The sequence below is a fragment of the Phycisphaerae bacterium genome (assembly GCA_024102815.1).
Classification (GTDB): Bacteria; Planctomycetota; Phycisphaerae; order UBA1845; family UBA1845; genus JAGFJJ01.
This window is the reverse complement of sequence record JAGFJJ010000072.1, coordinates 41,116-54,410: the sequence shown is the minus strand read 5'-3', so window position 1 is coordinate 54,410 and position 13,295 is coordinate 41,116. Positions and strand designations below refer to the sequence as shown.

Genomic DNA, 13,295 nt, shown 5'->3' with positions numbered 1-13,295 from the left:
GGTAGGGCGGGATAACGTGATTCCCGTGGGGGCGAGTCGCGCGCCGCTGTGGGTTGATAGGGCCGCCCGCAGCTTACGGCAGGGCCGGGAATGGAATTCACCTCACCAATTCAAAGGAGGCAGCACAATGATTCGCTCATTGCACCAAACAGATCGGTGCCGGGCGGTCGCTCACGCCGTGTTCGTATTGCTTTGTTACCTTGGCTTCAGCGCAGATTGGGCATTTGCGAGGCCGAAGTTCCGCGACGCCTTTTTCACTGTCTATCCAAGCGCAGTCGGAACCGTGTTGGATGACGTGCCCAGCAACAGCGGTCATTGCGGTGTCTGCCATTTTGACTTCAACGGAGGTGGCACGCGAAACCCGCATGGTATCGATGTAGGGAACGCGCTCCCGCTGTACCCGAATAACGCGCAGGGGTACCAGGATGCGATCTGGTCGATTCGAAATAACGACCCGGACGGCGACGGATACAGCACGTTTGTGGAAGTCACCGATATAACGAACTATACAAATACGCCGACATTCCCTGGGCTAACGCCTGGCAACGTCGGAAGCGCCACGAACGTATCCATCGCCGACATTCAGGATTTCCTGGTGCCTAGCAGCGGTGGAGATACCACCCCGCCCGTTGTAACCGTGATTGCACCGAACGGGGGAGAGGTGCTCACGGCCAATACCGCCACGACTGTTCAGTGGACCGCCACCGATGACAGCGGGATCTCCGGTGTCAGCCTTTACGTGTCTCTGGATAATGGCGCCACCTACAGCCCTGTGGCGCTGGGTATCTCCAATTCCGGTAGCCATCAGTGGTTTCCAGCGAATCGACCGACGACCACCGCGCTTTTCCTCGTGGAGGCCATCGATAATGCCTTCAACACGGGGCAAGACACGAGTAATAGCGCGTTTACCATCCAATCTCCGCCCGGCGGGATCGTGCCCACCACGCTGCGCGATTTCGACATGCCCGGCAGCCAGCCCTTCGACGCCGGCATCCTGAATCCTCCCGAAGCATGTGCGGTTTGTCACGGCAATTACGACGCCAACGTGGAGCCCTATTACAACTGGCAGGGCAGTATGATGGCGCACGCCTCGCGGGACCTCCTGTTTGAGGCGGCACTGGCCATCGCCAATCAGGACGCGCCGGACTCCGGCGACCTTTGCCTGCGGTGTCATCTTGCCCGGGGATGGTTGCGGGGCCGCTCCGTGCCGACGGATGGCAGCGAGATGCTGGCCACGGATGCTATCGGCGTTGCGTGTGATCTTTGCCACCGCCTCGTGGACCCCATCCCTAATCCGGCGAACCCGAGTGAGGACACGGCAATCCTGAACGCCCTGGCGCTCGTACCGCTCACCTTCGGAACCGGCATGTATGTCATCGACCCTACGGGCGCACGGCGCGGACCTTTCGCGGACGCGGACAGCGGGCACCCGATCCTGGTCTCGCCATTCCATCGCGAGGCCGCATTGTGCGGGACATGCCACAACGTGAGCAACCCAGCATTCGAGAAGGATGTCAACGGGAACTATGTACCCAACGCACTCGATGCCCCCGCCAGCGACTTCTCGGCCAACATCATTGCCCCGGTTGAGCGCACCTACAGCGAATGGCTGAATAGCGAATACAACACGCCCACTGGCGTCTATGCTCCCGAATTCGGTGGCAACAAGGATTACGTCGCCACTTGTCAGGATTGCCACATGCGGGACGTCACCGGGCAGGGTTGCAATCTCGCACCGCCGGTTCGAAACGATTTGCCCTTGCACGACATGACCGGTGGAAGCACCTGGTTCCCCGGCCTGCTGAGTACCCTCTTTCCCGGAGAGGTAAACGACGCAGCCATTCAGGCGGGCATCGCCCGGGCAAGGTACATGCTTCAAAACGCGGCCGAAATGGATATTGCCCAGAACGGTCCGGAACTCATTGTTACCATAACGAACAACACCGGGCACAAGCTGCCGACTGGTTACCCGGAAGGCCGGCGCGCATGGCTCAATATCAAGTTTTTTGACAATGCAATGGCATTGGTTGGAGAATCCGGCGCGTATGACTCAGCAACCGGCGTGCTCTCTCATGACCCCGAGGCGAAGATCTACGAGATTCTGCCGGCAACATCGGGAATCCCCGGCGTGCCGGACGAAACGGAGTTCCACTTCGTTCTCAACAACTCGGTCCTGAAGGACAATCGAATTCCTCCGAGAGGCTTTACGAACGCGGCGTTCGCGAATTTCGGCGGCCCTCCGGTAGCCTACTCGTATGCCGACGGTCAGTATTGGGATGATACTGTGCACACCATACCCCCGACGGCCACGTCGGCCGAGGTAACCCTCTACTATCAAAGCACGAGTAAAGAGTTCGTTGAGTTCCTGTTGGCCGAGAACTCGACCAACAGCAAAGGCCAGGAACTCTACGATTTGTGGAACAACAACGGCAAATGTCCGCCGGAGCCCATGAGTGCCGCGTCCTTCACGCTGCAGACCTGCACTGTCGGCGGCGATTGCGACGACGGGCTGTACTGCAACGGATTGGAGGTATGCACGACAGGATTTTGCGCCCCCGGCATCGACCCCTGTCCCGGCCAAGGTTGCGACGAGGTTAGCGATACCTGCTATTCACTCGGATGCAACGACAACGGCACGTGTGAACGGGGTGAGGACTGCGTCACCTGTCCGAACGATTGCTTCAGCGCTCCCGGGGGAACCTGCGGTGACGGAATCTGCGCTGGCAGCGGCGAGGATTGCTTTACTTGTCCAACCGACTGCCGGTGCACGGGTGGGGGGTGCTCCAACGGATGCTGTGGCGACGGAATCTGCTCCGGCGAGAACGCGAGCAACTGCCCGGTTGACTGTGATCCCACGTTCGTTCCGCCGTCTCCTACCTGCTGCGGCGACGGTACTTGTGAAGGCACCGAAAGCGATGTCAACTGCGCCGTCGACTGTGCTACGTGCACCGTCGATGCCGAATGCGACGATGGGTTTTATTGCAACGGCCCAGAAACGTGCGACATCGGCACCGGCAATTGCCTGCCGGGCATTCCAGTTGACTGCACAGACGGCGTCGCCTGCACGATCGACGCATGCAACGAATCCACGGACACGTGCGATCACACGCCCAACCATACCCTCTGTGACAACGGACTTTTCTGCGACGGTGTCGAGACCTGCGACGGAGTGCAGGGTTGCTTGGCCGGTACCATCCCCTGTACGACCGAGTGCGAGCACTGCGACGAAGATTTGGATTCCTGTGTATGGTGCATGCTCGATATCGATGGCAGTACTTCTATCGGAACAGGCGATTTCGCCATGTTCTCCGCGTGCTTCGGGAATTGCTACGCTCCCGGCGATCCCTGCTGGGACTCGAATTTCAGCGGAGATCCGGAGGGTTGCGTGGGCACCGCCGACTTCGCCATATTCGCGAACTGCTTCGGTGCCACATGTGGCGAGTGTGCCAGCTGCGCCGGACCACCCTTGAGTAGGCCTTCCGATCAGGCACGGGTCACTTCCTCATCGGGACCCATGGTTTCGCTGCGCGTTGTCGTGGTCGACACGCCGACCGCAACCGAGTTTCTGTTCGAGCCGCCGCAGTCCCTGCGGTCGCTTCGTCGTGGCGACGATTTTTATGTGGAAATCTGGGCAACAAGGTCGCATGCGCTTGGCGAAGGGCGCGAAGGCATCGCCGGCCTTTACGTAGACGTCACCTATGACCAAGAGCGGGCGTCGGTCGTTCAGGTCGCGCCCAGCACCCTGCTCCCGCTTTTCTCGAGCAGGGCAGAGGTTGATGTCGCGAGGGGGCGCATCAGCCGCGCCGGAGGCTGTGCATCCATGAGTGACAGGTCGCTTGGTCTGAATGGAAACTGGGTTCGTGTGTCCACTATCCATGCACAGGCGGATCGCACCGGGCCTCTTGCCGTCAACTTGGTCCTGAGCGCCGCTCCCTTTGGGATCGTCCTTCATGGCGAAGCCGACGACCTGGATTCAACGCTGATCCGGTTTGAGGGCACGAGAGTGTTGGTCTTGGGGAAGTCGAATCGGTCCGCCAATCTTCGGGCGGCAACGCGTTAAATTGACGAGAACGAATATGCCTTGCTCGGAGGACGCAAGATGAGACCATCGAAGAGATTGCAATCGAGCGGTTGGTACTCCTTGGCGGTCAACATCGTCGTGCTGGTCTGTACGTTGGCGAGCATCCAGGCCGCTCAGGGGCAAACGGTTAGTTTGGAATTGGCGGCACTTGGCGCTCCCAGTTCCTCGGATATTGCTTCGGCTCCACCAGAGTCGGAGAGCCTGTTTCTCGACGATGCGACGTTTGTCGTTGAACTTTGGGTCCAGACCGCCAACGCCAATGGACTCTCTTCGGTTTCGGCCGATATCAGCTTCGATGCTCTGCTAGCCGATGTGACCGCCATAACGCATTCGGCAACGTTCGACGTTCTGACGCACGGCACGATCGAGAATTCGGCGGGCCTGGTTGAAGACCTGAGCGGTTCTCATCTTGGTCCTTGCTCGGACGGCATCGGCGCCTCGCCCGACTGGGTGCGCGTGGCGATCCTGGACGTAATCGCGCAATCGATCGGTTCCTTAACGTTTCAGTCGGGAAGCTCCGGTTCCGCGATTTACGGCACGGCGATCTGTGGGTCCGGAGACGTTTCCGCCGGGCAGATCAGCTTCGGTTCCGTTGGTGTTACGCTCGTCGAATGTCTTGCGGATACGGACTGCGATGATGGACAGTTCTGCAACGGGGCGGAGACCTGCGATCCGGTCACAAACACCTGCCAGCCGGGATCGGCCCCGAGTTGCAATGATCTGATTGATTGCACGGATGATTCGTGCGACCCAGCGGCGGGTGGTGGCGCCGGTGCCTGCGTCAGTTCCCCCAATAACGCGAATTGCAGCGACTCCGTCAATTGCACAATTGATGCCTGTGATCAACTCGGCGCCCCCGGTACGGGCTGCTCATACACGCCGAACGACGCCTTTTGTGATAACACGCTTTACTGCGATGGCGTCGAGACTTGTGATAGCGTTCAGGGCTGCTTGCCCGGTGCCGCCCCCTGTACGGCGGAGTGCGAACATTGCATAGAAAGCACACTTAGCTGTGCATGGTGTATCTTCGATCTGGACTCAAGCGAAACCATCGGTACGGGAGATTTCAGCGCCTTTGCTCCCTGCTTCGGTTCCTGTTATCAGCCCGGTGCCCCATGCCTCGATGCCAACTTCGAAGGGGACCCGGGCGGATGCGTCGGTACTTCAGATTTCGCAGCCTTCGTGGGATGCTTTGGGGAGACATGCGGTACGTGTGCGTCCTGTACAGGGTTCGACAAAACCACTTCTGAATCCGGCAGGGCCTCTGAGTCTACTCCTTCGATTACCGCTTCGGAACGTGTCGGCGTGAAAGTGATAGATCTCGGAGGTCTAGATACGGAGTCTGTCCTCGCTGGTCCGGCCGAGTTTCGTTTGGCGGCTCTCGCGTCACCGAGCCCAAGCGATTCGGCCGCCTCCGTGCCGATTTCGCAAACCAATTTCGACGTGTCCGCCGTCGTGTTCCTGGAAGTTTGGGTCCAAACCGATAATCCGAACGGACTTTCGTCCGCCTCGCTGGACCTGCAATTTGATTCCTCGCGCGTGACGGCCGCAAGCGTTACTGCATCCTCGATATTTGCCGAACTCGTCCACGGAGTGATCGATAATCCCGGCGGGGTAATCGACGACCTCAGCGGCTCGCACCTCGGGGCCTGTGCGGACGTCATCGCCGTCGCGCCGATGTGGGCGAGAGTCGCCATAGTGGAGTTCATCGCCGATGCGGAAGGAGGCGTGTTGTTTGAAGCGGGCGCGACGGGCTCGGATATCTATGGTTCGGCGATCTGCGGCGTCGGTGACGTTGATCCCATCGATATACTCTACGATACCGTCAGCATCACCGTTGGAAATGCGGAAGTTCCCGAGCCCGTGGCGATCCCAACCTACCCGCACGGCGCAGCCAAGCAGCGTTATATCTCGTTTGCACCGGATGCGTTGCATACCGCCACGGGTTTCGAGGTCGTGGACGTCGGCTCCGGCGCAGCCTATTACATCAGCACGCCACGGACGATACCGGCGTCGGTGGTGGGACAGGGCCTGACTTTCGTCGTGTCTGATGCCGCGCCGGTTCTCCACGACTGGTCTTCATTGCCTGCCATCCATGTCGGAGGTTGCATGATCGCCCCTGGCGACGCAGACACGGCAATGGGCCGAGCATATGAGATCCGCGCTACTCCAGATGGATTGTGTCCGCTGAACGAACGGCGCCCCGGGCCGGGTTGAGGAATTGGCTGCGAGCGTCGGCGTGATCAGGTTGGGCGGGGATCGGATTCGGCGGGTTGGTTGGCCATCCGCTTTTTCCATTCGTCGGGCAGCCACTGGTCGATGTCGTTCACCGGCGTGTCGGGCAGGTTAGCCAGGAGTTGTGTCAGGTAGGCCTGCGGGTTGACGCCGTGCCGGCGGCAGGTGCTGGTCAGGCTACTGAGGATGGCGGCGGTCTCGCCCCCGCGGGGTGTGGCCACGAACAAGGCATTCTTGCGAAGGAGCGCGATCCGCTTCATCTCCTGCTCGGCCAGGTTGTTGTGGATGGGCACGGCCGGGTCGGTGACGAACAGGGTCAACGCCGACCATTGGTTCAGCGTGTACTGGATCGCCTCGCTGAGTGGATGCTTGGGCAATAGCTTCGCCTTCTGCTCGGTCAGCAGAGCGTGCAGTGATTCCAACAAGGGCACGGCCTCGGCCTGCCGACGGCGCAGGCGTTCGTCTAGTGCCCTATCCTTGGCGCGCCGCTCCACCGCGAACAGTCCCTTGATCAAATGCAGGATAGCTTGCGTCACCTGCGGAGCCGCCGCCTGGCAGTCGATGAACTTGCGCCGCGCGTGGGCCCAGCAGCCGGCGCGCGGAAGCTCCTGAGTCAGGACGATCCCGTCATAACCACCATAGGCATCCGCCAGCAAGGTACTGCGGAAGTTCTCGAGGAACCGGGCCGGGCCGTCACGCGAGTGACTGACGGTGAAGTCGAGGACGTTGTACGGTTGTGACTCGTCTCCCTGGTAGATCCACATCCGGGCCTTCCTGGTCTTGCCCGGATGCTGCATGGGCATGACCGTGTCGTCGGTGGCCAGGACGTGGGATTGCAGCACGCGCTGCACCATGCGGTCGTACAGTGGTCGCACCAGCCGGGCGACGTCCGCCATCCACACGCACAGGGTCGACCGGTCGAGCTCGAAGCCCTCCCGGGCAAAGATGGTCTGCAGACGGTGCAGGGGCAGGTAGTCGCTGAACTTCGAAGTGGCTACGAAGGCCAGCAGGCCGGGGCCCGGCATCCCCTTGTCGATCGGCGAGCCGTTCGTCTTGGGCGCCAGGGTGATGCGGGGATTCTCTCCGTTCTGCTCGCAGTGGCGGCAGGCGTACTTGTGCTGCACGTGCTTGATGCGAACCAGCGAGCCCGGGAGGTACTCGATGGTGTAGCTGACGGCCGCGCCGATCTTCTCCCGCTCGGCCTGGCAGTTCGGGCAACGACAGAGTTCGTCGGTCAATTCGTAGACCTGCTCGATCAGCGGCAGGTGGTCGAGCGTCCCGATGTCCCGCCGGCCGCGCATGCGCAGCCGGCGAGAGCGCGATGGTGCTTGCGCCGTGGCTTCGTCGTCACCAGCGATATCGTCCGGAAGATCCGTGGCGATCGGCAAGGCATCGACTTGTTGGGCGAAGCCCAGCAAGAGCTGGCCGAGGCTCGCACCCGGTCGGCCCGCGGACCGTAGGCCTGCTTCAATGCCTTGGCCAGTCGTACCTCCAGCCGCAGCTTCTCGATGTAGTATTCGTCGCGTTGTTGCGTGAGCGTGGCGATCGTGTTCTCGTGACCAGCGATTGTCACTCGGTGCTGTTCTTCGCGCGCGACCAGCAGCCGCTTCAGTTCGTTGATATCATCGGGCAGGGATGCAAGGAAGGAAGCGTCCTCCATGACAATGGAAGTATACACGCGCTTCGTTGATTGCGCACGAAGATTCCCGCAAAAATCTGCGAAGTTCTTGCCGCAGGCTACGCGTTAGCGCATGCACGCTTGTAACGCTTCACGCGCTTGACGCTCGACAGGTCGATGCCGTCGAGCAGCATGGCCAGTTCGCTGGCTTTTAATTCGACCGATTCCTGATCCGCGGCGAGCTTGGGAAGTTTGAATGTGCCTTCTTCCAAACGCTTGTACACCAGAACGTATCCGTCCTTGTCCCAATAGAGTGCCTTCAGTCTGTCACCACGGCGTGAGCGGAAAACGAAGAGATGCCCGGACTGCGGATCCCGGCGTGTGACCTGCTGCGACTGCTCGGCCAGGCGATGTCGGGTAGACCTGGGTGGTCGCCCACCCAGGCCCCCCACAGAACCCGCCGTGCAGATTTCCCGCAACGGGCTCTTCAGGACGCATCCGCCTGAAGGCCCCGTCAGACCGTCGGGTGAAGGCTCACCGGCGTCGGCAGTCTGAACCATGCCTGCTTACGCAAGTAGCTCCAGTGTGCCCTGCTGCGTTGACTGCGACGAAGTAGCGTTCGTCGCCACTGACGCGTAACTGTCGAGTAGACGGCAAACAGCTTGGCACCGCAGTGCGGCAGCGCGAAGTACTGGTAGTAGCCGCGTAGCATCTGACTCAACCGCTTCTGCTGGTCTCGCACCTTCCAATGGTTGTGGGCGCGTAGCCATTGGCGAACCCGGTCGAGGAATCTCCGGCAACTCTTCTGACTGGGCAGCCGGATGACCGCGAATCGTCCCTGGCGATCCACGCCGCACACGTGTTTGAACCCGAGGAAGTCGAAGGTGTCGGGTCGCTTGCCTTGAGCGGCAAGCCGCTCTCTGGCGAAGCGCCCGAACAGGAGACGCCGCGTCTTCTCCGGAGAGAGTTCCAAACCGAACATCTCCATGCGAGCACGCAGTTCTGCGCCAAACCTGTCCGCATCCGATCCGTATTGAAAAGTCGCTACGAAATCGTCCGCAAACCGCACCAGACAGGCCTGTCCCCGGCAGTGTTTCTTGAACCGACGCTCGAACCAGAGGTCCAGCGCGTAGTGCAAGTAAACATTGGCCAAGATGGGACTGATGGGACCCCCCTGAGGGACTCCCCCTTCCTGGCGTATCGTCACGCCGTCTTCCATCACACCCGCGCGCAACCATTTGTTGATCAGGCGCATGATGACAGGGTCGGCGATCCGCTGGGCCAGCATCCGGCGCAGCCATTCGTGATTTACTCGATCGAAATACGAGCGGATGTCTGCCTCGTACACGTGCATGACCTTGCCACCAATGAGATGACTTCTCAGGCGGCGCAGTGCATCGTGCGCGCTGCAACCGGGTCGATATCCAAACGAGCAATCACAAAACACCGGCTCGAAGACCGCGCTCAAGATGCGAGCGACGGCGGCTTGTACCAGCCGGTCCTCCACGGTCGGAATCCCCAGCGGCCGAGTCTTACCCGGGCCTTTGGGGATATGCACGCGGCGGACTGCCGGCGCTCGATACCTTCCTGCCTTCAGACGTTGGTGGAGGTCTTCCAGCCGCGCCTTCAGGTTCTCCTCGAACTCCTTGACGGTCTCGCCGTCAACGCCGTGCGCCCCGCGCTTGTTCACCAGCGCCCAGGTCTCCGCGAGGAATTCCAGGGTCAGCAGGTGAGCCAGGGACGTGAAACGCACATGATGATCGGCTTGGGCCCTATCGACTACCTTCCTCAGTTCCGTTGTCATGGCGGTCCTCCCTCTGAGTGGAGGCCATGTATCCGTGAATGAAGGAACTCGTCCTGCTCGCCGCTTCCCCATGTACACGGTTCTCCCGTGCTCCGAGTACTATCAGCGAGTCCGACTTCCACTGTGGCGTCTGCTTGCCTTCGGATGTGCCTCGTGCTCCGCATACTCCGGCCGTTACGGCCGGAGACCGCAGTGGATCTCCCAGGTTCCTGACGCTTCCGTTTCCATCCGTGCCGTGCGCTCAGACCCCGCCGAGGTCTCCAGCGACCTGGCCATTGGTGGTCGCCTACTTGTGCCTTCCGGAGGTTCGATTCCGTCGGCCCTCGGTTGTTGTTGTCACGAGGCTCAACCGCTTCACTTGCGTTACGGCCCAGATGTCGCTCTGTCTACACTTAACTCATGTCGTTGCCTCCATGAGCCCAAGACTCGATTCCTGGTGGGGTGGCTCCTCCCCTTGCCAGGGCGGGAATCTCACCCGCTGAAAGCGCCAAGCTTGGCCTGGCGTACCAAATCCCCGCCGCATGTCCGTCGGCCCGGTGCACAGCCAGATCCGGGTCTTGGCGGCGCGGTCCAGCTGGGCCAGGGACGGGAGGTGAATCACGCGCCGGACTCCGCATCGGCGCTTACGGCACGCCGCGAACCGACCTTCACAAAATCATCCTCGGTGGTACCGCGCTCCAACACGCTGACCAGCGCCAGCAGCGTCGCCGCGTCGAAGCCCGGCCGAACCACGACGCTGCGACCGCCAAGGAGAACCAGTTCGAGCGGACGCTGGGTCGGGGAAGGTACGGAAGGCACCTTCGTCGAACGCGGATCTGGAGTTACGTGCACCTCGGCGAAGAACGGGGTCGCCCCGTCTCGGAGCCTCCGACGCCAGGTGTAGAACGAGGCCTGCGAAATGCGCGACCGCCGACAGAACGCGGCCACCGACAACCCGCTGCTGGACTGCCGCTGGAGAATCTCACGCCACCGCCCGGCCGCATCGTTTGCTCTGCTCATGAGCGACAGCATGCCAGGCCAAAACGCCGGCGCGTAGACGTGGATTATTCAGCGGACACGATGGATTGAGTTTTTCTCCGGCACTGACGGTACACACCGCCGCGCTTCCGACCACAGCCAACGCCCGACTGTGGGCAGATGTCGTGGGTTTGTTTTCGGCCGGCGGCGACGGTTCAACGACGCCGCCTACGCCAGCGAACTCTTGGACACCGCCGAACAGGAACGTAAGCGGGTTTGACATTTCCGCGGCACTGCAAGCCGTATCATCGCTCCCGACGGCGCCGCACTTTACCTGGGTGGACGTAAACCCCGAGCCGACGGACCGCGTGGTCATCGGACCGGACGTGCTACGTGTGGCGAACGCGTTCAGCGTGGGATCAGGCAAGGAGTTCTATCCGTACGCGTATCCGGAACCAACGCCGTTCCCCACGGGTATTCACGGGCCGACGCCACCGTCGCCGGCGTTGTGTCCGACGCCGCCGCTTATGGCGGCGCTGAATCCATAAATGCGAAGTTTCGGAAATCCTCTGGATCGTCAACGCGTTCAGCTTGAAGCCGTATCCATTCGCGGCACCGCAGGATTGCCCGTAGGCTGCTGCAAAAAAGGGCGAATCACTGACGCGTACGACGCTGGAAGCATTGCGTTCGCGTCGTGCGATCGCGGCCGATCCCGCGGAGGGGGCTCCGCCAGGTGCTCACCTGCCCGCCGACTTCGCCCGCACGCCGTCGTCGATCAGAACGCCGTCACCGTCCGCCACCTCGAACACGTACGCGGAACCCGCCGCGCGCTGCCCGCCCACGTCGGCCGAGCGCGCCCCGATCACCAGCGTTCCGTCCTGCAGGGCCATGGCGTTGCCGAACGAGTCGAGCACGAATACCTCATTGCCAGATGAGACCCGGTCGACCTCGACCCATTGTCCATCCTGCTTCTCGAGGATCACGGCCTCGGACTTGGAGGGAACTGCGATGACCAGCACGCCATCCCGGAGGGCCACGGAATCTCCGAAGATGCCGGCGTCACGGTCATTGGGCACGATAGTCTGGGAGATTTCCCAAGCTCCATTGAAACGCTCGTAAACGTAAACGACGCCCGCCTGAAGTAGTTCGTCACCCGGCCGTTTCTTGGAAGGCGCGGCGATGACCAGCGTGTCGCCGTCAAGGGCGACCGCGGCGCCGAACTTGTCGGATTGATCCGCGTCCGGCGCCAGGATCTTCTGATGCTCCACCCAGTCGGCTTCACGCTCGAAGACGTAGACCGCCCCGGTGCCGAAGTTCTGATTGGACGCGCCCACCACTATCGTCTGTCCCTCGGTCGCCACGGCGTCTCCGAAGTCCTCGAAGTTGATGCCGTCAGAAGCCGTGAGTCTGGCCTCCTGGGTGAAGATGGATCCATTGGTGACGAAGACGTACGCGGCGCCCTGCGAGTTACCTCGTCCCACGCCGCCGACGACGAGCCGGCCCTGATCCGGCTCGAACGCCAGGCTGTTCCCGAAATACTCGAAATCATCACTGTCGACGACGGTCAACAACTGCGCCTGCTCCCAGGACGGGCCGAGGTTTCGAAACACGTACACGGCGCCGTTTTGAATCCCGAAGGAACCTTCGATGGAGTGCTTCAAAGCACCGACGAACACGAACTGATTGCTCACCGCGACCGCACAGCCGAAGCCCTGCTCGGGAAATCGGGCGGCGCCCCGGGGCAGCCGCTGGCTGTAACGCCACTCTCCCCCGAATCGGACGTAGAGGTCGACGACGCCGGCGAGCGTCTCTTTGTGCTGGGTGCCGACGGCCACGACGTCGCCCGAGGTTCCTACGGCATCGCCGTAGAGATCGTCCCCTTGCGGGTCGAAGGCATCGAGTCTGGCGACCTCCTGCCAACCCTCTTGCGGCCCGCCGGCGTCACCCGCGTTGTCATTGCTTACGTTGTCGTTGCTCGCGTTATCGTTGCCCGAAGTGTCGCCGCCGCCCGCCGGGACCCCGGCACATCCCACGTGCGTCAGCAAACACAAACCACATAGCAACAGCATTGCGGTGCGCATATTGAGTCCCCTTACCGTTTCGGCGCCGCCCGATCGGCCACGCCTTATGCCGAGGTCAAATTCATCGCGCTCAATAACAACTGTGCCCGAACGAACTCAAGGGTAGCGATGGGACTCGAGAAAGGCAATTTTCAATAGGCGTGCTCGGATTATCGGTCATCGCTGAACGAAAGCAGGCCCTGGGCACAGCGACCCAGTTGGATTTGCGCAGCCAATCAGATTCGCAAAACGCATAATACCCCCCACGCGTCCGTTCGTCCCTGGCGCACTTGACTTTCAATTCCCCGGCTGCGCGAGCTCCTGGGCCACTTGATCCATCGGGCGATGCTTGAAGGCATTTACCGCACTCGGCTTGGCGTTGGTGCTGCCGTGAGAAAGCAACATATGCGCTGCTTCGGCACCCTGTTCTATGAAGAGGAATGACGCGGATGGTGGGAGATGGTTCCGGCCCCGCATGGACCTACCCTCGCTTGCTTCAAAACTGTATCTCTTTCGTGCAGCTCAGTAACGAACTCTCCC

The 13,295-nt window shown here is 61.3% G+C and carries 9 protein-coding genes; 3 read left to right on the top strand and 6 right to left on the bottom strand.

The window, feature by feature from the left end:
* Positions 1-127: 127 nt before the first annotated feature.
* On the top strand, positions 128-4,060 hold the full coding sequence (locus J5J06_18285) for a hypothetical protein (GenBank protein MCO6439045.1): 3,933 nt from the start codon (positions 128-130) through the stop codon (positions 4,058-4,060).
* 39 nt (positions 4,061-4,099) lie between these two features.
* Positions 4,100-6,298, top strand: coding sequence for a hypothetical protein (locus J5J06_18280; protein MCO6439044.1), 2,199 nt, complete (start codon positions 4,100-4,102; stop codon positions 6,296-6,298).
* A 26-nt stretch (positions 6,299-6,324) separates the two neighbouring features.
* Here J5J06_18280 and J5J06_18275 read toward each other — a convergent pair whose 3' ends face one another.
* The 5 genes from J5J06_18275 to J5J06_18255 all read right to left on the bottom strand — a co-directional run bounded on the left by J5J06_18275 (position 6,325) and on the right by J5J06_18255 (position 10,737).
* On the bottom strand, positions 6,325-7,617 hold the full coding sequence (locus tag J5J06_18275) for an IS66 family transposase (protein ID MCO6439043.1): 1,293 nt from the start codon (positions 7,615-7,617) through the stop codon (positions 6,325-6,327).
* Positions 7,572-7,994 carry a hypothetical protein gene (locus J5J06_18270; protein MCO6439042.1) on the bottom strand — a complete coding sequence of 141 codons (423 nt, stop codon included), beginning with the start codon at positions 7,992-7,994 and terminating at the stop codon, positions 7,572-7,574. Before J5J06_18270 ends, J5J06_18275 begins: the two co-directional genes overlap by 46 nt.
* Positions 7,995-8,053: 59 nt before the next feature.
* Positions 8,054-8,494, bottom strand: a complete 441-nt coding sequence (tnpB, locus tag J5J06_18265) for an IS66 family insertion sequence element accessory protein TnpB (protein MCO6439041.1) — start codon at positions 8,492-8,494, stop codon at positions 8,054-8,056.
* Complete coding sequence (gene ltrA, locus J5J06_18260; protein MCO6439040.1) at positions 8,449-9,738, bottom strand: group II intron reverse transcriptase/maturase; 1,290 nt, start codon at positions 9,736-9,738, stop codon at positions 8,449-8,451. The genes tnpB and ltrA overlap by 46 nt, the downstream gene beginning before the upstream one ends.
* 597 nt (positions 9,739-10,335) lie before the next feature.
* Positions 10,336-10,737: a hypothetical protein gene (locus J5J06_18255; protein ID MCO6439039.1), complete on the bottom strand. Its 402-nt coding sequence runs from the start codon at positions 10,735-10,737 to the stop codon at positions 10,336-10,338.
* A 65-nt stretch (positions 10,738-10,802) separates the two neighbouring features.
* Here J5J06_18255 and J5J06_18250 point away from each other — a divergent pair, with 65 nt between their 5' ends.
* Positions 10,803-11,243, top strand: coding sequence for a hypothetical protein (locus J5J06_18250; GenBank protein ID MCO6439038.1), 441 nt, complete (start codon positions 10,803-10,805; stop codon positions 11,241-11,243).
* Between the two features lie 189 nt (positions 11,244-11,432).
* Here the strand turns inward: J5J06_18250 and J5J06_18245 are convergent, their stop codons facing one another.
* The gene (locus tag J5J06_18245) at positions 11,433-12,776 is read right to left on the bottom strand and encodes a hypothetical protein (protein MCO6439037.1); all 1,344 of its coding nucleotides are present in this window, start codon (positions 12,774-12,776) and stop codon (positions 11,433-11,435) included.
* Positions 12,777-13,295 lie beyond the last annotated feature (519 nt).

Bases quoted from the DNA above. Each gene is read 5' to 3' on its own strand.
- J5J06_18285 (MCO6439045.1), top strand. From the start codon at position 128: ATGATTCGCTCATTGCACCAAACAGATCGGTGCCGGGCGGTCGCTCAC.
- tnpB (MCO6439041.1), bottom strand. From the start codon at position 8,494: ATGGTTCAGACTGCCGACGCCGGTGAGCCTTCACCCGACGGTCTGACG.
- J5J06_18255 (MCO6439039.1), bottom strand. From the start codon at position 10,737: ATGAGCAGAGCAAACGATGCGGCCGGGCGGTGGCGTGAGATTCTCCAG.
- J5J06_18280 (MCO6439044.1), top strand. From the start codon at position 4,100: ATGAGACCATCGAAGAGATTGCAATCGAGCGGTTGGTACTCCTTGGCG.
- ltrA (MCO6439040.1), bottom strand. From the start codon at position 9,738: ATGACAACGGAACTGAGGAAGGTAGTCGATAGGGCCCAAGCCGATCAT.
- J5J06_18275 (MCO6439043.1), bottom strand. From the start codon at position 7,617: ATGCGCGGCCGGCGGGACATCGGGACGCTCGACCACCTGCCGCTGATC.
- J5J06_18245 (MCO6439037.1), bottom strand. From the start codon at position 12,776: ATGCGCACCGCAATGCTGTTGCTATGTGGTTTGTGTTTGCTGACGCAC.